Genomic DNA, 18,194 nt, shown 5'->3' with positions numbered 1-18,194 from the left:
TTCGGACGGCCCCACTAGGGTGATCGCATGTCGTCGGCCATGGAGACCCCGCCCGCGGTGACGGTGCGCGTCCCGGCCAAGGTCAACCTCGAGCTCCTCGTCGGACCGGCCCGCGAGGACGGCTACCACGCCCTGTCGACCGCCTTCCAGGCCGTGAGCATCCACGACGACGTGACCGTCGATGCGGACGACGACTGGGGCGTCACCGTTTCCGGGCGGGACGCCGCCGCGGTGCCCACCGACGAGACCAACATCGCCCTGCGGGCCGCCCGCCTGCTGGCGGCCCACGCCGGACTCGACGAGCCGGTCCACGTCAGCATCCGCAAGGACATCCCCGTCGCCGGCGGGATGGCCGGAGGTTCCGCGGATGCTGCGGCCACGCTCATCGCCTGCGACCATCTGTGGGGCCTCGGCACGCCGCGCGAGGAGCTTCTCGAGCTGGCTGCCGAGTTGGGCAGTGACGTCCCCTTCCTCCTCCACGGCGGCACGGCGATCGGTTCCGGCCGGGGCGAGTTGCTCGCCCCCGTGCTCGCGCGCGGACGCTTCCACTGGGTCTTCGTCCCCGCGAAGGGGGCGGGACTGTCCACCCCGGCCGTCTACGGGGAGTTCGATCGGCTGCACGCGGAGGCGGGGACGACGCCCGCCGACCCCGAGCCCAGCCCGGCCATGATGAGCGCCCTGCGCAGCGGTGACGCCACCGCCCTCGCCAGGGCCTTCACCAACGACCTGCAGCCCGCAGCGCTGGCCCTGCGCCCCGACCTCGCAACCGTCCTCGAGGCGGGCCTCGGCTTCGGGGCGCTCGGTGGTCTCGTGTCCGGCTCCGGGCCCACGGTCGCCTTCCTCACCGCCGGCGCCGAGTCGGCCATCGATCTCGCCGTCGCCCTCACCGCGTCCGGCGTGGCCCACGACGTCCTGCGCGCCACCGGGCCCGTGCACGGGGCGCACCTCCTCACGGCCCCGCGGATCTCCTAGTGGCCAACCTCATCTCCGTCGAGCGCGCCACCCTGACGCTCGGCACCACGCACGTCCTCGACGAGGTCTCGCTCGGAGTCAACACCGGCGCGCGGATCGGCGTCGTCGGCCGCAACGGTGGTGGCAAGTCGAGCCTCCTCAAGGTCCTGGGCGGCGTCCACACCCTCGACTCCGGGCGGATCACGACGGCCGGCGGCGCGACCATCGGCATGCTCGCGCAGACGGACATCCTCGACCCCGAGGCCACCGTCCGGCAGGAGGTGCTGGGCGACATTGCCGAGCACGTCTGGGCCTCCGACGCCCGGATCCGGGACGTGCTGCACGGCCTGCTGGACATCGACGTCGCCGCCGCACCGGAGCGCCTCGACGAGGTCATCGGCCCGAAGTCCGGCGGTGAGCGCCGCCGCGTCGCGCTGGCCAAGGTCCTGGTCGCCGACCCCGACGTGCTCATGCTCGACGAACCCACCAACCACCTCGACGTCGAGGGCGTCGCCTGGCTGGCCGAGCACCTCGTGCGCCACCGGGCCCGCCCGGACAACGCCCTCGTCGTCATCACCCACGACCGGTGGTTCCTCGACGCCGTCGCGACGTGGACCTGGGAGGTTGTCGATGGCCGCGTCGAGGCCTACGAAGGCGGGTACGCCGCCTTCGTTCTCGCGAAGGCGGAGCGCGAGCGGGTCGCCGCGGTCACCGCCGAGCGCCGCAACAACCTGCTCCGCAAGGAGCTCGCGTGGCTGCGCCGCGGCGCCCCGGCCCGTACGAGCAAGCCGAAGTTCCGGATCGAGGCGGCCAACGCCCTCATCGAGGCCGAACCGCCGCCGCGCGACGACGTGGCCCTCATGAGGTTCGCGTCGACCCGCCTGGGCAAGGACGTCATCGACCTGCACGACGCGACCGTCGAGTTGGGCGGCCGCACGCTCCTCGACCGGATCACGTGGCAGCTGGCCCCCGGCGAGCGCGTCGGGATCGTCGGCGTCAATGGCGCCGGCAAGTCGACGCTGCTGCGGGTCCTCGCCGGCGAGCTGCCGCTGACGTCGGGCACTCGGAAGCAGGGCGTCACGGTCGAGATCGCCTACCTCAGCCAGGAGGTCCGCGAACTCGCGACGAAGACGCAGTGGCGCGTCATCGAGGCCGTCGAGGACGTCAAGCAGATGACGGTGCTCGACGGGAAGGAGACCAGCGCGTCCCAGCTCGCCAAGCGGCTGGGCTTCAGCGGTGGTCGCCAGCAGAGCCGGGTCGGGGACCTCTCCGGTGGCGAGCTGCGCCGTCTCCAGATCCTCCGACTGCTCATGGCGGAGCCGAACGTCCTCCTGCTCGACGAGCCGACCAACGACCTCGACATCGAGACGCTCACGCAGCTGGAGGACGTCCTCGACGGCTGGGCGGGCACCCTCCTCGTCGTCTCGCACGACCGCTACCTGCTCGAGCGCATCTGTGACCGGCAGGTCGCCCTGCTCGGGGACGGGCGCGTGCGGGATCTGCCCGGCGGCGTCGACCAGTACCTGCAGTTGCGCGCGGGGCAGTCGCCCGCGAGCGGCGCGTCGGCCCCGTCGGCACGTTCGTCCGCGCCGGCTCCGGCGGCCGACCGGCACTCGGCGACCGACGTGCGCGAGGCCCGCAAGGCCATGTCGCGGATCGAGCGTCAGTTGCAGCGCCTCGCGGAGAAGGAGGAGCGCCTGCACGTCGCCATGGCCGAGGCCTCCGCGGACCACGCGAAGGCGCTCGAACTCAACGGTCAGCTGCGTGGCGTCATCGACGAGCGCGAGGTGCTCGAGTTGGAGTGGCTGGAGGCCGCGGAGATCGTGGGCTGAGGCCCGGATCGCCCGGCCCCGTCAGGGGGCCTCGACCGTCGCGAGCAGGTGACGCAGCAGGCCGGCGAGGTCGTCGCGATCCCGGTCGGGCAGTCCTTCGAGGATGGCGCGTTCGGCATCGAGCAGCGCCTCGAGGGCGGCGTCGACCGCCTTCCGCCCCGCGGGGGTGAGACGGACGATGACGCCGCGCCGATCGGTGGGCGAGGGCCGGCGCGCGACGAACCCCCGCCGCTCGAGGCGATCGATCCGGTTGGTCATCGTGCCGCTCGTCACGAGGGTCTCCGTGACGAGTTGGCCGGGGGAGAGTTCGTAGGGTCGGCCGGCTCGGCGCAGGGCCGAGAGGACGTCGAACTCCCAGCCGTCGAGGGAGTGTTCTCCGAAGGTCGCCCCGCGCGCCTGATCGAGGCGGCGTGCCAGCCGGGAGACGCGGGACAGCACGGCGAGGGGGGAGACATCGAGATCGGGGCGCTCCCGGCGCCATGCCGAGACGATACGGTCGACGTCATCGACATCGACATCGTCGGCAGGACGTGGTTGGGGAGACATGCTGACAAGGCTACTCTCCATCAAGTATCTTGACATCAAGATACTTGACCGGACAGAGGGAGAGCGACATGAGCGCGACGTGGGATCCCGAGCAGTACGGACGCTTCGCGGGTGAGCGGGCGCGCCCCTTCGTCGATCTGCTGAGGCAGGTGCACGCGCAGGAGCCGCAGCTCGTGGTCGACCTCGGCTGCGGCAACGGGCCGCTGACGCTCGGCCTGGCGGAGCGCTGGCCGCAGGCTCGGATCGTCGGCGTCGACTCCTCGCCGGAGATGCTCGAGGCGGCGCGCAGCCTCGACACCGAAGGTCGCATCGAATGGGTGCAGGCCGATCTGGCCGATTGGGACGTCGCCAGCCTGGGGGCGATGCCGGACGTCATCCTCACCAACGCCACGCTCCAGTGGGTGCCGGGACACCTGCCCCTCATCGAGGCCTGGTTCGCCGCGCTCGCCCCGGGCGGTTGGTTCGCCATGCAGGTGCCGGGCAACTTCGAGGCCCCGACGCACGCCCTCATGCGCGAGGCGGCCACGCGCCACCCCCGTCGCGGCGAGCTCGAGGCCGCGACCAAGCGATTCGGCGCCGGCGAACCGGCCACCTATGCACAGCTCCTGGCCCGGTTGGGTGCGGACATCAACGTCTGGGAGACGACGTACCTGCACGTGCTCGACGCCGCCGGAGAGCAGGAGAACCCCGTGCTCGAGTGGGTCAGCGGCACGGGTCTGCGACCCATCATCGAGGTGCTCACCGACCCCGCCGAGCGCGAGGCCTTCCTGGCCGACTACGGCGCGAAGATCGCCCAGGCCTACCCGCGGAGTGCAGCCGGCGTGCTGCTCCCCTTCCGGCGCGTCTTTGCCGTCGCGCAGAAGAAGGCCTGAGGCGCAACCATGACCGTGCTCGGGATGCACCACGTGCAGATCGCCTGTCCCGCCGGGTCGGAGGACGTGATGCGCGCCTTCTATGGCGACGTCCTCGGGCTCGACGAGCTCCCCAAGCCGCCAGCCCTGGCCGCGCGCGGCGGGGTGTGGTTCGCCGCCGGCGCACAGGAGCTCCACTGCGGGGTCGAGGACCCCTTCGTGCCCGCCCGCAAGGCGCACCCGTGCCTGCTCGTCGCCGACATCGAGGCCATGGCCGAGGCCGTCGCGAAGGCGGGTGCCGAGGTCCGGTGGGACGAGAACGTCCCCGGCGTGCGGCGATTCCACACCGATGACCCGGTCGGCAACCGGCTCGAGCTCCAGCAGGACGACCCCGAGCGGCAGCAGGTCGGCGCGCTGCTCGGCTGACGTCAGGCCGTCGGGTCGGGTGACGCCGGATCCGTCGACAGGGTCGGCTGCACCTCGATGCCGGTCAGGCCATGCCAGGCGAGGTTCACGACGTGGGCCGCGACGACCTCCTTCGCGAAGGGGCGCGAGTCGAGCCACCACTGACCGGTCATGGCGACCATCCCGACGAGCATCTGCGCATACATGGGCGCGGCTTCCGAGTCGAGGCCCTTGCGCTCGAAGACGTCCACGAGGATGTGCTCGACCTGGGTCGTCACGTCGGAGATCAGGCTCGCGAAGGAGCCCGTCGCGTGGCCGGGCGGGGAGTCGCGCACGAGGATCCGGAAGCCCTCCGTCGACCCGTCGATGTAGTCGAGCAGCGCGAGGGCCGCGCGTTCGATGAGCTGGCGGCTGGTGCCCTCGTTCGTCAGGGCTGCCGTGACGCTGGACGTCAGGGCCGCGATCTCACGGTCGACGACGACGGCGTAGAGGCCTTCCTTGCCGCCGAAGTGCTCGTAGACGACCGGCTTGGAAACCCCAGCCGTGGCGGCGATCTCCTCGACGCTCGTGCCCTCGAAACCGCGCTCGGCGAAGAGGGCCCGCGCGATGGTGACGAGTTGCTCGCGCCGGTCGTGCCCCGTCATCCGTGCGCGGGTGGGGCGTTTGCGGGGCGAGGCGGTCACCGCCCCATTGTGCCGTGAGTCTCCCGACTCCAGCCCGGGTCGCTCCGCTCCCCGGGCAGGGCACCGACCGCCTCACTGACGTTCGGCCGCCTCCCGACTCCAGCCCGGGTCGCTCCGCTCCCCGGGCAGGGCACCGACCGCCTCACTGACGTTCGGCCGTCTCCCGACTCCAGCCCGGGTCGCTCCGCTCCCCGGGCAGGAGTCGAACCTGCGTCGCTTGTCCTGATTCAAAGTCAGGCGGGCCCTGCCGGCAGACCAACCGGGGAACGCCCCCTTGAGGGCACGGGTAAGGGTAGTCCACGGCGCGGGAGGGCCGGGCAGGCCGCCTTCGCCCCTGCAGTGGCACACGTTTTGGCCAGCAGCACACGGTTGACGGTGTGCCACTGACCAAAGAGTGCGCCACTGGCGCGCGGGGTCGGCCGCCGCGTGATCGTGGCCACTCGACCCCCACCCGTGCCTCGACGGTGAGGTCGCCACCCCGCGACGTCGGTAGCATGGCGGCAGCCGACCGGCCTGCACGAACGTCGCCCACCCCCCTGGAGACCACCGCGTGAGCACCCCCCGCCCCGCCGCCGTCATCATCCTCGCCGCTGGCGAGGGGACCCGGATGAAGTCGGACACCCCCAAGGTCCTGCACCGCATCGGCGGGCGTTCGCTCGTCGGCCACGCCATCGCCGCCGCCCGCGAGGTCGGGGCCGAGCACCTCTCCGTCGTCGTCCGCCACAAGCGCGAGCTCGTGGCGCCGCACGTCACCGAGATCGACCCGGCTGCCCTCATCGCCGACCAGGACGAGGTGAAGGGGACCGGCCGCGCCACCGAGTGCGGCCTCGATGTCCTCCCCGCCGACCTCACCGGCACCGTCCTCGTGACGATGGGCGACGTGCCGCTCCTGACGGGGGAGACCCTCGTGGCGCTGACCCGCGAGCACGAGTCCACGGGTGCAGCCGTCACGGTTGTCACCTCGCAGCTCGACGACGCCCTCTCCTACGGCCGCATCGTGCGCGACGCCGATGGCTCGGTCGAGCGCATCGTCGAGTTCAAGGACGCCACCGAGGAGGAGAAGGCGATCACGGAGATCAACTCCGGGATCTACGCCTTCGACGTCACCGTGCTGCGCGAGGCGCTCGCCCAGGTCGCCACCGACAACGCGCAGGGCGAGAAGTACCTCACCGACGTCCTCGGCATTGCCCGCGCCGCGGGCCGCCGCGTCAGCGCGCACCTGCTCGAGGACCTGTGGCAGACCGAGGGCATCAACGACCGCGTCCAGCTCGCACGCCTGGGCGCCGAGCTCAACCGGCGCATGTGCGAGAAGTGGATGCGCGAGGGCGTGACCATCGTCGACCCCGCCTCGACGTGGATCGACGTCGACGCGACCTTCGGTAGGGACGTCACGATCCTGCCGGGCACCCAGATCCTCGGCCCCTCGGTCGTCGGCGCGCGGGCCGTCATCGGCCCGGAGGTCACGCTCGAGGCGACGGAGGTCGGCGAGGACGCGGAGGTCCGCCGCGCCGAGGCCCACCACGCCGTCATCGGCGCCGGCGCGAGCGTCGGCCCGTACTCCTACCTGCGGCCCGGCACCGAGCTCGGCGCCGGCGGCAAGATCGGCGGCTTCGTCGAGACGAAGAACGCCAAGATCGGCGACGGGGCGAAGGTGCCCCACCTCACCTACTGCGGTGACGCCGTCATCGGCGAGGGCGCCAACATCGGGGCGGGCACGATCTTCGCCAACTACGACGGCGTGACGAAGGGGCAGACGGTCGTCGGCGCGCAGAGCTTCGTCGGCAGCCAGTCCGTCCTCGTCGCGCCGGTGTCCATCGCCGACGGTGCGTACGTCGCGGCCGGCTCGACGATCACCGGCGAGGTCGGGCCGGGCCAGCTCGCCGTGGCCCGTGGCAAGCAGCGCAACATCGACCACTGGGTCGCGCGCCGCCGGGCCGGCACGAAGACGGACGAGGCCGCCCGCGCTGCGGGTTACGCCGACGCGGGAAGCACCACCCAGGGCACCACCGACACGAAGGACAACGCATGACCGGCATCCTCAAGACCACCGAGAAGAACCTCATGGTCTTCGGGGGGCGGTGCAACACGCCCCTCGCGGAGGAGGTCGCCTCCGAGCTGGGCATCCACCTCGTGCCGAGCTCCGCCTACGACTTCGCCAACGGCGAGATCTACGTGCGCTACGAGGAGTCGGTGCGCGGGTGCGACGCCTTCGTCATCCAGAGCCACGCGGCGCCGATCAACGAGGCGATCATGGAGCACCTGATCATGGTCGACGCGCTCAAGCGCGCCTCGGCCAAGCGGATCACGGTCGTCCTGCCCTTCTACGGTTACGCGCGCCAGGACAAGAAGCACCGCGGCCGCGAGCCGATCTCGGCCCGCCTCGTTGCCGACATGTTCAAGGTCGCCGGCGCCGACCGCCTCATGGCGATCGACCTGCACACCGACCAGATCCAGGGTTTCTTCGACGGTCCGGTCGACCACCTCATGGCCATCCCGATCCTCAGCGACTACATCAAGGAGAAGTACGGGCACGAGGACCTCGCCGTCGTCTCCCCGGACGCGGGTCGGATCAAGGTCGCCGAGCAGTGGTCCAACCGCCTCGGCGGCGTCCCCCTCGCCTTCATCCACAAGACCCGCGACATCACCCGCGCCAACGAGACCGTGGCCAACCGGGTCGTCGGTGAGGTCAAGGGCCGGATCTGCGTGCTCGTCGACGACATGATCGACACCGGCGGCACGATCACGAAGGCGGCTGACGCGCTCATGGCGGACGGCGCCGCGGGCGTCATCATCGCCGCCACCCACGCGATCCTCTCCGGCCCCGCCATGGAGCGCCTCGCGGCGTGCTCCGCCCGCGAGGTCGTCGTGACGAACACGCTGCCGATCGCGGACCCGGACAGCCTCGACAAGCTCACCGTCCTTTCGATCGCGCCGCTCATCTCGCGCGCGATCAAGGAGGTCTTCGAGGACGGGTCGGTGACGAGCCTCTTCGGCGGTCACGCCTGATCGCCTGATCGACGCCGAACGGCGCCGTCACTGCCCGAGCGGGTCAGTGACGGCGCCGTTCGCGATAGGCGGCGACGTTGGCGCGGTTGCCGCAGCCGTCCTCGCAGAATCGGCGGGACCGGTTGCGGGAGAGGTCGACGACGACGTTGGCGCAGTCGTCCGCCGCGCACACCCGCAGGCGGTCGAGTTCGTCGACGCGGATGAGGTCGATCAGGGCCATGGCGGCCTCGACGGCCATCCGGGCAGCGACGGGCGCCCCGGACGGCGTGGCGTGCAGGTGCCACCCGAACTCCCCGTGGGTGACGAGCTGGGGGAGGGCCTCGTGCTCCCGCAACAGGGCGTTGACCTCGCGGACGACGGTGTCGACGTCCGCGTCCCAGAGGGCTCGCAACCGCGGACGAAGGTCGCGCACGGCCGCGACGTCAGCGGCAGTCCGAGGGCCGGCGCCGGTCCAGCGCCACCCGGTCATGAAGGCGCGCAGCTGCTCGATCGTCGCCAGGTCCTCGCGGTGGGTGCCGGCGGTCTCGTCGGTGTCGCTCGATCCGGGCCAGGAGCGCGTGTTGACGAGCGCGGCTGCGCCCGCGAGGGCGACCTTCGTGTCATGGGCAAACATCACATTGACTCCTGACGGGGGAACGTCCTATCGTCAGGAGTGTAATCACAGTTTGGTCATGACAGTTGGTTCCGCGCGGCTCGCGCTCCGCACCACTGACCACCCCACCCGCTCGCGAGGAGTCCCGATGTCGACCGAGGCCGCCGCCCACCAGATCGACCGACGACTCGGTGCCGGACTCGTCATCGCGCTCATCTCGGCCGCGACGTTCGGCAGCTCGGGCACCTTCGCCAAGTCCCTCCTCGTCACGGGCTGGTCCTCCGGCGCCATCGTCACGATGCGCATCACCGGCGCCGCCCTCGTGCTCCTCGTCCCGACCCTGCTGGTCATGCGTGGGCGCTGGCACCTGCTGCCGCACAACCTGCCGAAGGTCGTCCTCTACGGCGGCGCGGCGGTCGCGGGCTGCCAGCTGGCCTACTTCAATGCCGTCGACCACCTTTCCGTCGGGGTCGCACTGCTGCTCGAGTACCTCGCGCCGGTGATGATCGTCGGGTGGGTGTGGCTGCGTCACGGACGTGCGCCGCGGCCGCTGACGATCGCCGGAGTCGTGCTCAGCCTCGTCGGCCTCGTGCTCGTCCTCGACGTCCTCGGGGGAGTGCGCCTCGACCTCGTCGGCGTCCTCTGGGGCCTGACCGCGGCCGTCGGTCTCGTCATCTTCTTCCTCGTGGCGGGCCACGACGACGGCGAGCGTGACCTGCCTCCGCTCGCCCTGGCCGGCGGTGGCCTGACCGTCGGCGCCCTCCTGCTGCTGCTCGCGGGCGCCGTCGGGGTCCTGCCGCTCGAGCGAGGTGCCGACGTCGCATTCGTCGCCGGGCGGGAGATCCCCTGGTGGGCGGCCATCGCCGAACTTGTCGTCGTCGCAGCGGCCATCGCCTACGTGACGGGCATCGCCGCGGCACGGGCGCTCGGCTCCACCGTGGCGAGCTTCGTCGGGCTGACCGAAGTCCTCTTCGCCATCCTCATCGCGTGGCTCCTGCTCGGGGAGGTGCTCGGACCCGTGCAACTGCTCGGGGGAGTGCTCATCGTCGCGGGCGTCATCGCCGTCCAGCTCGACGACGCGCGGCGGGGGCGGGCCGCGACGCGTGACGGCTTCGAGGGTGTCGAAGGGCTGGGTGTGGACAGCGGTCGCGGGGAGGGCGATGGCGTGGACGGGGACGGTGTCGACGAGCCCGACCGGACGGCCACCGCCACCCGCTGAGGGCCGCCCTCGGGCGATTTCGTGGACCCCCGGCACTCGGGTAGCATTGGCGAGTTGCCTCGGCGAGGGACGCTGCATGGTCGCAGTGATCCGTGATTCGACGCGGTGGTGTCCGTCGACACGCGCCCGACGTCTCCTCCGTTCGTGCCGCGCCCCGCGTCGAGGCCCACCGCAGTCCCGACCATCCCCCCGATCCGGTCCACGCCGCCGACGTTGCGACGAGGGCCACTCGACATCCCAGGAGTTGCACCGTGTCCGACAACCTTCGCCTCGAGGCCGAGAAGCGCACCGAGTTCGGCAAGGGCGCTGCCCGCCGCATCCGCCGCGACCACAAGATCCCCGCGGTCATGTACGGCCACGGCGCCGAGCCGCAGCACATCACCCTGCCGGGCCACGACGCCATGCTGGCGCTGAAGCACGCCAACGCCCTCCTCACCATCGTCATCGACGGCGAGGAGCAGCTTGCTCTCGCCAAGGACGTCCAGCGCGACCCGATCAAGCCGGTCATCGAGCACGTCGACCTCGTCGTCGTCCGCAAGGGCGAGAAGGTCACCGTCGACGTCCCGGTCCACGTCGAGGGCGAGGCCGCTGCCGAGACCATCGTCACCGTCGACGCCCAGACGCTGCTCCTCGAGGTCGAGGCCACCGCGATCCCCGAGTCCCTCATCGTCTCCGTCGAGGGCCTCGAGGCCGGCACGCAGATCCTCGCCAGCGAGGTCACGCTGCCCGCAGGCTCCGTCCTCGCGGTCGACGAGGGCACCCTCGTCGTCAACATCACCCAGCAGGTCTCGCAGGAGGCGCTGGACGCCGAGCTCGCCGAGGCCGAGGCCGAGGCCGGCATCGAGCACGACGCCCCCGAGGGCGAGGGCGACGCCGAGGGCGAGTCCGAGGGCGACTCCGCCGAGGGCGAGTCCGAGGGCGACGCCGAGGGCGAGAAGTCCGAGGCCTGATCCTCACCACCCCGCTCGACGCGAGGGCCCGGTCCGACTCGGACCGGGCCTTCGCGGCATAATCTGGCCCCATGAGTGCATCGACCGACACCTGGCTCGTCGTCGGTCTCGGCAACCCCGGGCCGCAGTACGCCGGCAACCGGCACAACGTCGGCGCGATGGTCGTGGCGGAGCTGGCCTCCCGGACCTCGGGCACCCTGCGTCGGCACAAGTCCGGCGCGACCGCGGACAGCGTCCGGCTGGGCTCCGCCCCGGGCGGCGGGCCTGGCCCGCGGGCGATCATCGCCGTGCCGACCTCGTACATGAACGTCTCGGGCGGCCAGGTCAAGGCCCTCGCCTCCTTCTTCTCCGTGCCGCCGGAGCAGGTCATCGTCGTCCACGACGAGTTGGACATCCCCTTCGCGCAGGTGCGCCTCAAGCAGGGCGGCGGCGAAGGGGGCCACAACGGTCTGCGGTCGATCAGCAGCTCGTTGGGAACGAAGGACTACCTCCGGGTGCGCGTGGGTGTCGGCCGTCCGCCGGGCCGGATGGACGCGGCCGACTTCGTGCTCAAGGACTTCTCGACGGTGGAGAAGAAGGAGCTGAGCTTCCTCCTCTCCGACGCCGCCGACGCGGTCGAGCAGCTCGTGACGCAGGGCCTGCTCGCGGCGCAGCAGACCTGGCACGCCCCGGCCTGACCCGCAGCGGATTCGGGCCCGCCCGGGTGCAGCCCCGGTCGGTGGGCGGCGCGCGCGCCGACGCACGTGTCTCGCGATGTCACTCGACGATGAGAGAATTCGCGACATGAACGTGCTCATCTTGATCGTGCGTCTCGTCCTCGGCGGCCTGCTGATCGCTGCCGGTGGCGGCTCCCTGCGCGCCGGTGCCGCGACACTCGCGCGCGGCTACGAGACCCTGGGGCTCGGCACCGAGCGCTCGGACCTCCTCGCCCGCGTGCTGCCGGTGGCCCAGATCGTCCTCGGGGTGCTGCTGTGGATCACGGGCGGCTGGTTGCTGCTCCTCGTGGCGCTCGTGGTGGCTCTCGCCGCCGCGCTGCTCGCCCTGATCGCGGCGCGCACCATCGACGCCGCGGCGGGAGCCCCGAGCGGTGACGCGATGGTGGCGGGTCTGGCGGTGCCGCAGCTGCTGCACGTCGATCGCCGGTTCATGGCGACCCAGCTGGGCGTGGCCCTGGCCGCTCTCATCACGGTCGGCGGCGCCACGGCGCAGCACGGACTCGTTCACCTCATCGGGTGGGGCTGGTTCATCGGGCTCCTCGTCCTGGCCGGTCTCGCCGCGGCCGCCTTCGTCGCGCGGCGCCGGGGCGTCACCGTCGACGGCCTGCGCGATCGCGTCCCCTCCCGCCGCCCCGGGCAGCGTGGTCCGCGTCCGCGCACCGACTTCGGACCGGCTGCCGGGACCGAGCTGACTGGTCTCCTCGTCACCGACCCCTCCGGGCGGGAGCAGGACCTCGCCGAGGCGCTGCGCGCCGCCCCGACGGCGGAGCACGTCCTCTTCTGGCGCGGCGGGTGCGAGCGCAGCCTCGCCACGCTCGACGCCGTCGTCCCCGCCGTCGAGTCCGGGCGCCTCGTGGTCCTCAACAGCGGACCGATCGAGGACGCCCTGCGTGACGGGCTGCCGGATGGGCCCGTGCTCGCCAGCGAGTCCGGCGCCGCGGCCGCCGCCTTCGGCGTGCCCGGCACGCCGATCGCCTTCCCGATCAGCGACGGACGTACGACGGGTGAGGCCATCGTCGGCACCGACCGCGTCGTGGCCGCCCTGACCGGGGCCGACCTCACCCTGTCCTCGCGGTGAGCGCGGCACCCACGTCGGCCGCTCGACCCTCGGCGCTCGCGCCGCTGCTCGAGGCCCTGCGCGCCACGCCGGACGCGGCCCGCGTCCTCGAGCACGCCACGGCGACCAGCCGCCTCGACCTCGTGGCCCCGCCGGGCATGCGGGCGCCGCTCATGGCGCTGCTCACCGGCGGCGACCAGCCGGGGACGCACGGCCCCCTCCTCGTTGTCGCCGCCACGGCCCGCGAGGCCGACGACATCTCGGCGGCACTGAGCGCCGTCGTCGACCCGCGGACGATCGCGACCTTCCCGAGCTGGGAGACCCTGCCGCACGAGCGGCTCAGCCCGCGCTCCGACACCGTCGGCCGACGCCTCGCGGTCCTGCGCCGGCTCGCCCACCCCGACCTGGACGACGCCACCTACGGCCCGCTCCAGGTCGTCGTCGCGTCCGTGCGCGCCGTCCTCCAGCCGATGGCGAAGGGGCTCGGTGACCTCGTCCCCGTGAGCCTGCGGGTGGGGGAGGACCGGCCGATGGAGTCGGTGGTCGAGGACCTCGTCGCGGCCGCCTACGTGCGCACCGACCTCGTGGAGCGACGCGGCGACTTCGCCGTCCGCGGCGGCATCCTCGACGTCTTCCCGCCGACGGAGGAGCACCCCCTGCGGGTCGAGTTCTTCGGCGACACCGTCGAGGAGATCCGGTGGTTCAAGGTCGCCGACCAGCGCAGCCTCGAGCCTGCCGAGCACGGACTCTGGGCCCCGCCCTGCCGTGAGGTCCTGCTGACCCCGGACGTTCGCGCCCGCGCGGCCGACCTCGCCGAGCAGCTCCCCGGTGTCGCGGACATGCTCCACAAGGTCGCCGAGGGCATCGCCGTCGAGGGCATGGAGTCGCTCGCTCCCGCGCTCGTCGACGGCATGGAGAGCCTCATCGACGTGCTGCCGGAGAGCAGCCGCATCGTCGTGCTCGACCCGGAGAAGGTGCGTTCGCGCGCTCACGACCTCGTGGCCACCTCCGCCGAGTTCCTCGGCGCCAGCTGGGCCAACGCCGCCGCCGGCAACGTCGTGCCGATCGACCTCGAGTCCGTCCTGGGCACGGCGTCGTATCACTCGGTCGGCGAGACCCGCGACGCCGCGATCGCACGGGGCCTGCCCTGGTGGACGTTCACCCCCTTCGGTGCCGACGCGGACCTCGAGGACATGGTCGAGTCCGAGGGCGCGACGCTGCGCCTGGCCGGGCAGGAGTCGCCGCTCTATCGCGGGGACACCGAGGCCGCCATCGCCGACATCCGCCGCTGGGCGGGGGAGCGCTGGCGCATCCTGCTCGTCACGGAGGGGCCGGGTCTCTCCCAGCGCGTGCGTGAACTGCTGGGCGAGCACGAGGTCGCCAGCCGTCAGCTCGCCGGGCTGGAGCCGGGCGTCCCCGAGGTGGGGATCGGCTCGCTCGGGCACGGCTTCGTCCTCGAGCAGGAGCGCCTCGTCGTCGTGACGGAGGCCGATCTGCTCGGCGCCGGCGCCACCCAGGGTGGCGGGTCGACGAAGGACATGCGCACCATGCCCGCCCGCCGCCGCAACCAGGTCGACCCGCTCCAGCTGCGCCCGGGCGACTTCGTCGTCCACGAGCAGCACGGCGTCGGCACCTTCGTCGAGATGATCCAGCGCACCGTCGGCGGGGCGACCCGCGAGTACCTCGTCATCGAGTACGCGGCGAGCAAACGGGGGCAACCCGGCGACCGCCTCTTCGTGCCCACCGACCAGCTCGACCAGATCACCCGCTACGTCGGCGGCGAGGCCCCGACGATCAACAAGCTCGGCGGCAGCGACTGGGCGAAGACGAAGAGTCGGGCCAAGCGCTACGTCAAGCAGATCGCGGCCGAGCTCATCCGCCTCTACAGCGCCCGGATGGCCACGAGCGGGCACGCCTTCGGCCCCGACACCCCGTGGCAGCGCGAGCTCGAGGACGCCTTCGCGCACGTGGAGACGCCCGACCAGCTGAGCAGCATCGACGAGGTCAAGGCGGACATGGAGCGCCCGGTCCCGATGGACCGGCTCATCTGCGGTGACGTCGGCTACGGCAAGACCGAGATCGCCGTGCGGGCGGCCTTCAAGGCCATCCAGGACGGCAAACAGGTCGCCGTTCTCGTGCCGACGACCCTGCTCGTGCAGCAGCACGCGCAGACCTTCGCCGAGCGCTACGCCAGTTTCCCCGTCGTCGTCCGCTCGCTCAGCCGGTTCCAGAGCGACAAGGAGGCGAAGGAGGTCATCGCCGGCCTCGCCGACGGCTCCGTCGACCTCGTCATCGGCACCCACCGCCTGCTGGGACAGGAGGTCACGTTCAAGGACCTCGGGCTCGTCGTCGTCGACGAGGAGCAGCGCTTCGGTGTCGAGCACAAGGAGCAGCTCAAGGCGATGCGCACCGCCGTCGACGTCCTGGCGATGTCGGCCACCCCCATCCCGCGCACGCTCGAGATGGCCGTGACGGGCATCCGCGAGATGTCGACGCTGGCCACCCCGCCGGAGGAGCGGCACCCGGTGCTCACCTTCGTCGGCGCCTACGACGAGAAGCAGATCACCGCCGCCATCCGGCGTGAGCTGATGCGCGAGGGGCAGGTCTTCTTCGTCCACAACCGGGTGCAGTCCATCGACGCCCTGGCCAGCCGGATCCGCGAACTCGTCCCCGAGGCCCGGGTCGCGACGGCCCACGGCAAGATGGGCGAGCACCAGCTCCAGCAGGTCGTCCTGGACTTCTGGGAGCGCCGTTTCGACGTGCTCGTCTGCACGACGATCGTCGAGACGGGGCTCGACATCTCCAACGCCAACACCCTGATCGTCGACCGCGCCGACGTCCTCGGCCTGAGCCAGCTGCACCAGTTGCGCGGCCGCGTCGGGCGTGGCCGCGAGCGTGCCTACAGCTACTTCCTCTACCCGCCCGAGAAGCCGCTGACCGAGACGGCGCATGAGCGACTGCAGACCATCGCGAGCAACACCGACCTCGGGTCGGGCATGCGCGTGGCCATGAAGGACCTCGAGATCCGCGGCGCCGGCAACCTGCTGGGCGGCGAGCAGTCCGGACACATCGCCGGCGTCGGCTTCGACCTCTACGTCCGGCTCGTCGGTGAGGCCGTGGCCGACTTCAAGGGCGAGGGCGACAACGCCCCGGCCGAGATCAAGGTCGAGCTGCCCGTCGACGCCCACCTGCCGCACGAGTACGTGCCGGGGGAGCGGTTGCGTCTCGAGGCCTACAAGAAGCTTGCGTCCGTGGCCGACGAGGCCGGGCTCGAGGAGATCGAGGCCGAGCTCGTCGACCGCTACGGTCCGACCCCCGAACCCGTGCGCAACCTCATCGAGGTCGCCCGGCTGCGCACCGTCGCCCGTCGCGCCGGCATCGCCGACGTGGGCGTCCAGGGCAAGCACGTGCGGTTCGGGCCGGTCGACCTGCGCGATTCGCAGCAGCTGCGTCTGCAGCGGCTCTACCCGCAGACCATCGTCAAGGAGGGCAGCGACTCGATCCTCGTGCCGAAGCCGATGACGGCACGGATCGGCGGGCAACCGTTGCGGGACAAGGCCGTGCTGACGTGGGCCACCGATCTCATCCGGGCCGTCATGCTCGATGACGTCGCGCAGGCCGCCAAGCTGGGGACGGACAGCTCCCGTCAGCGATGACGTGGCCCGCGTGCACCGCGCGCGGGCGACAGGACAGAATGGCGGTGGCCACGCACGGCGGGGCCACCCAGACAGCAGGACGCAGGGCTCACGCCCCGGCTCTCGGCCGGCGCGCGGGACGATGAAAGGGAACGCGACGTGAACGCACGCATCCGACTGGCCGCCACGGCCCTGGCGGCGGGGACCGCACTGACCCTCAGTGGGTGCGGGAGCGCCGACACCGCCGCCGTCGTCGACGGCGCCACGATCTCCGAGGACGGTGCGCGCACCGCGGCCCAGCAGGTCAACGAGGCCTTCAACCCCGAGACCCCGCTGACGACCGGCTCGGTCGTCAACCAGCTCGTGCTGGCCCCCTTCGTGCTCGACGCCGTGGCGGCCGACGGCAAGCCGGCCACCGAGGCCGCGGCCCGTGAGGCCCTCGCCGACGTCGTCGACCCGGCCCCCGAGACCGTCGAACTGATGCGCCTCAACCAGGCCTTCAGCAGCATGAGCCAGGAGTCGGCGCAGGGCGCCCTCGAGGCGATGCAGGAGGCCGACATCACGGTCAGCCCCCGCTACGGCACGTTCAACGCGACCGACGGCACGCTCAAGGCCGCGACGCCCAACTGGCTCGTGCCGGCCACGGCCGAGGCGACCGACGAGACCCAGCAGCAGTAAGGCCGTGCCCGGCTCCCTCGTCCTCCTCGCGGCAAGTCCGCGCACCGCGCCCGGGCTGTTGACTCGCGACGCGTGGCGCGCCCTCGAGGCGGCTCCGGTGCGCTGGGCCCGTGAGGAGGACGAGCCGCTCGCCCAGGCCGTGCAGGAGGCCGGACTCGCGGTGCGGTTCGTCCCCGCGGAGGTGCGGCACTCGCCGGCGTCGACGGCCCGCCTGCTCGTCGGTGGGACCCCCGACGGCGACGTCCTGTGGATCGGCTCCGCGGACGGCGACCCCGACCTCAGTGACGCCGTCGCGTCCGAGGTCAGCAGCCTCGAGGACCCGCCCGAGGTCGAGGTGCTCGTCGGGTCGTGGGACGTCCCCGGCGCGCGGCTGCTCGACGCCGTCGCCGTGATGGACCGTCTGCGCTCGCCGGGTGGATGCCCCTGGGACGCCGAGCAGACGCACGAGTCCCTCGTGAAGTACCTGCTCGAGGAGGCCCACGAGGCCGCCGAGGCGATCGAGTCCGGGGACCGCGCCCACATGGCCGAGGAGCTCGGCGACGTCCTGCTCCAGGTCCTCTTCCAGTCCCGCGTGGCGCAGGACGACGCGCAGGCACCCTTCGGCATCGACGACGTGGCGGGCACGCTCGTCGCGAAGCTCGTCCGTCGCCACCCGCACGTCTTCGCCGACGGTGACGCCTCCAATCCGGCTGAGGTCGAGCGCGAGTGGGAGCGGATCAAGGCGCAGGAGAAGGCGGCGAAGGCCGCCCGCTCCGGAGCTGTGCCCTCCGGTCCCGCGCTGCTCGAAGGGATCCCGCGCTCGCTGCCGACGTTGCTCGTCGCGGAGAAGGTGCTCGCGCGCCTCGAGCGGACCGGTGGCGACCTGGTGGCCGTGGCCGAGGGGACGTCGTCGCCGCGGGAGGGCGCCGAGCGCGGCATCGAGCAGGACGCCGACCGTGGCGCAGAACTGCTCGCCGTCATCGCGCGCATTCGTCAGCAGGGAGGCTCCGCCGACGTCCTGCTGCGCGCCGCGGTGAACGACCTGGCCCACCGCGCCGAGGGCTAGGCATCGGGGCCTGGCGGTCCCGAACTGC

Annotated in this window: 16 protein-coding genes and 1 tRNA gene; 13 read left to right on the top strand and 4 right to left on the bottom strand. The window is 72.1% G+C overall.

Annotation, left to right across the window (positions count from 1 at the left end; all coding sequences use genetic code 11):
- Nucleotides 1–27 precede the first annotated feature (27 nt).
- Together ACQBAS_RS10795 and ACQBAS_RS10790 are read left to right on the top strand one after the other, a co-directional pair.
- Nucleotides 28–972, top strand: coding sequence for a 4-(cytidine 5'-diphospho)-2-C-methyl-D-erythritol kinase (locus ACQBAS_RS10795; protein WP_427383805.1), 945 nt, complete (start codon nt 28–30; stop codon nt 970–972).
- A complete protein-coding gene (locus tag ACQBAS_RS10790) occupies nt 972–2,783 on the top strand; it encodes an ABC-F family ATP-binding cassette domain-containing protein (RefSeq protein ID WP_427383804.1) in 1,812 nt (603 codons plus the stop codon). The genes ACQBAS_RS10795 and ACQBAS_RS10790 overlap by 1 nt, the downstream gene beginning before the upstream one ends.
- A 21-nt stretch (nt 2,784–2,804) precedes the next feature.
- Here the strand turns inward: ACQBAS_RS10790 and ACQBAS_RS10785 are convergent, their stop codons facing one another.
- The gene (locus ACQBAS_RS10785) at nt 2,805–3,329 is read right to left on the bottom strand and encodes a MarR family winged helix-turn-helix transcriptional regulator (RefSeq protein WP_427383803.1); all 525 of its coding nucleotides are present in this window, start codon (nt 3,327–3,329) and stop codon (nt 2,805–2,807) included.
- Between the two features lie 68 nt (nt 3,330–3,397).
- Between ACQBAS_RS10785 and ACQBAS_RS10780 the strand changes: the two genes are divergently transcribed.
- Together ACQBAS_RS10780 and ACQBAS_RS10775 are read left to right on the top strand one after the other, a co-directional pair.
- Nucleotides 3,398–4,201 carry a methyltransferase domain-containing protein gene (locus ACQBAS_RS10780; RefSeq protein WP_427383802.1) on the top strand — a complete coding sequence of 268 codons (804 nt, stop codon included), beginning with the start codon at nt 3,398–3,400 and terminating at the stop codon, nt 4,199–4,201.
- Between the two features lie 9 nt (nt 4,202–4,210).
- Nucleotides 4,211–4,606 (top strand): VOC family protein, encoded by a 396-nt coding sequence (locus ACQBAS_RS10775; RefSeq protein WP_427383801.1) that lies wholly within the window; start codon nt 4,211–4,213, stop codon nt 4,604–4,606.
- Nucleotides 4,607–4,608: 2 nt separating this feature from the next.
- On the opposite strand, the gene ACQBAS_RS10770 is transcribed toward ACQBAS_RS10775, so the two are convergent.
- Both ACQBAS_RS10770 and ACQBAS_RS10765 read right to left on the bottom strand, forming a co-directional pair.
- Nucleotides 4,609–5,229: a TetR family transcriptional regulator gene (locus ACQBAS_RS10770; RefSeq protein ID WP_427385630.1), complete on the bottom strand. Its 621-nt coding sequence runs from the start codon at nt 5,227–5,229 to the stop codon at nt 4,609–4,611.
- A 226-nt stretch (nt 5,230–5,455) separates the two neighbouring features.
- Nucleotides 5,456–5,534, bottom strand: a tRNA-Gln gene (locus tag ACQBAS_RS10765).
- A 284-nt stretch (nt 5,535–5,818) separates the two neighbouring features.
- Here ACQBAS_RS10765 and glmU point away from each other — a divergent pair.
- A complete protein-coding gene (gene glmU / locus ACQBAS_RS10760; protein WP_427383800.1) occupies nt 5,819–7,297 on the top strand; it encodes a bifunctional UDP-N-acetylglucosamine diphosphorylase/glucosamine-1-phosphate N-acetyltransferase GlmU in 1,479 nt (492 codons plus the stop codon).
- Nucleotides 7,294–8,274: a ribose-phosphate diphosphokinase gene (locus ACQBAS_RS10755; RefSeq protein ID WP_427383799.1), complete on the top strand. Its 981-nt coding sequence runs from the start codon at nt 7,294–7,296 to the stop codon at nt 8,272–8,274. Before glmU ends, ACQBAS_RS10755 begins: the two co-directional genes overlap by 4 nt.
- A gap of 43 nt (nt 8,275–8,317) precedes the next feature.
- Here ACQBAS_RS10755 and ACQBAS_RS10750 read toward each other — a convergent pair whose 3' ends face one another.
- On the bottom strand, nt 8,318–8,887 hold the full coding sequence (locus ACQBAS_RS10750; RefSeq protein WP_427383798.1) for a CGNR zinc finger domain-containing protein: 570 nt from the start codon (nt 8,885–8,887) through the stop codon (nt 8,318–8,320).
- Between the two features lie 127 nt (nt 8,888–9,014).
- Here ACQBAS_RS10750 and ACQBAS_RS10745 point away from each other — a divergent pair, with 127 nt between their 5' ends.
- The 7 genes from ACQBAS_RS10745 (at nt 9,015) to ACQBAS_RS10715 (ending at nt 18,166) form a co-directional block, all read left to right on the top strand.
- Nucleotides 9,015–10,085, top strand: a complete 1,071-nt coding sequence (locus ACQBAS_RS10745) for an EamA family transporter (protein ID WP_427383797.1) — start codon at nt 9,015–9,017, stop codon at nt 10,083–10,085.
- A 251-nt stretch (nt 10,086–10,336) separates the two neighbouring features.
- On the top strand, nt 10,337–11,035 hold the full coding sequence (locus ACQBAS_RS10740; protein WP_427383796.1) for a 50S ribosomal protein L25/general stress protein Ctc: 699 nt from the start codon (nt 10,337–10,339) through the stop codon (nt 11,033–11,035).
- 71 nt (nt 11,036–11,106) lie between these two features.
- Entirely contained in the window at nt 11,107–11,712 is a 606-nt protein-coding gene (gene pth, locus ACQBAS_RS10735) for an aminoacyl-tRNA hydrolase (RefSeq protein ID WP_427383795.1), read from the top strand.
- Nucleotides 11,713–11,818: 106 nt separating this feature from the next.
- Complete coding sequence (locus tag ACQBAS_RS10730) at nt 11,819–12,829, top strand: hypothetical protein (RefSeq protein WP_427383794.1); 1,011 nt, start codon at nt 11,819–11,821, stop codon at nt 12,827–12,829.
- A complete protein-coding gene (gene mfd, locus ACQBAS_RS10725; protein WP_427383793.1) occupies nt 12,826–16,464 on the top strand; it encodes a transcription-repair coupling factor in 3,639 nt (1,212 codons plus the stop codon). Before ACQBAS_RS10730 ends, mfd begins: the two co-directional genes overlap by 4 nt.
- A gap of 138 nt (nt 16,465–16,602) precedes the next feature.
- Nucleotides 16,603–17,121: a hypothetical protein gene (locus ACQBAS_RS10720; protein WP_427383792.1), complete on the top strand. Its 519-nt coding sequence runs from the start codon at nt 16,603–16,605 to the stop codon at nt 17,119–17,121.
- 4 nt (nt 17,122–17,125) lie between these two features.
- Nucleotides 17,126–18,166 carry a MazG family protein gene (locus ACQBAS_RS10715; protein WP_427383791.1) on the top strand — a complete coding sequence of 347 codons (1,041 nt, stop codon included), beginning with the start codon at nt 17,126–17,128 and terminating at the stop codon, nt 18,164–18,166.
- The last annotated feature ends 28 nt before the right edge of the window (nt 18,167–18,194 follow it).

The sequence above is a fragment of the Janibacter zhaoxuefangae genome (genome assembly GCF_050271985.1).
Lineage (GTDB): Bacteria > Actinomycetota > Actinomycetes > Actinomycetales > Dermatophilaceae.
The sequence above is the reverse complement of the archived record's forward strand: the minus strand, read 5'-3'. Positions and strand labels throughout refer to the sequence as shown.

Bases quoted from the DNA above. Each gene is read 5' to 3' on its own strand.
- ACQBAS_RS10745 (WP_427383797.1), top strand. From the start codon at position 9,015: ATGTCGACCGAGGCCGCCGCCCACCAGATCGACCGACGACTCGGTGCC.
- ACQBAS_RS10775 (WP_427383801.1), top strand. From the start codon at position 4,211: ATGACCGTGCTCGGGATGCACCACGTGCAGATCGCCTGTCCCGCCGGG.
- ACQBAS_RS10755 (WP_427383799.1), top strand. From the start codon at position 7,294: ATGACCGGCATCCTCAAGACCACCGAGAAGAACCTCATGGTCTTCGGG.
- ACQBAS_RS10780 (WP_427383802.1), top strand. From the start codon at position 3,398: ATGAGCGCGACGTGGGATCCCGAGCAGTACGGACGCTTCGCGGGTGAG.
- ACQBAS_RS10730 (WP_427383794.1), top strand. From the start codon at position 11,819: ATGAACGTGCTCATCTTGATCGTGCGTCTCGTCCTCGGCGGCCTGCTG.
- ACQBAS_RS10770 (WP_427385630.1), bottom strand. From the start codon at position 5,229: ATGACGGGGCACGACCGGCGCGAGCAACTCGTCACCATCGCGCGGGCC.
- ACQBAS_RS10750 (WP_427383798.1), bottom strand. From the start codon at position 8,887: ATGTTTGCCCATGACACGAAGGTCGCCCTCGCGGGCGCAGCCGCGCTC.
- pth (WP_427383795.1), top strand. From the start codon at position 11,107: ATGAGTGCATCGACCGACACCTGGCTCGTCGTCGGTCTCGGCAACCCC.
- ACQBAS_RS10795 (WP_427383805.1), top strand. From the start codon at position 28: ATGTCGTCGGCCATGGAGACCCCGCCCGCGGTGACGGTGCGCGTCCCG.
- ACQBAS_RS10785 (WP_427383803.1), bottom strand. From the start codon at position 3,329: ATGTCTCCCCAACCACGTCCTGCCGACGATGTCGATGTCGATGACGTC.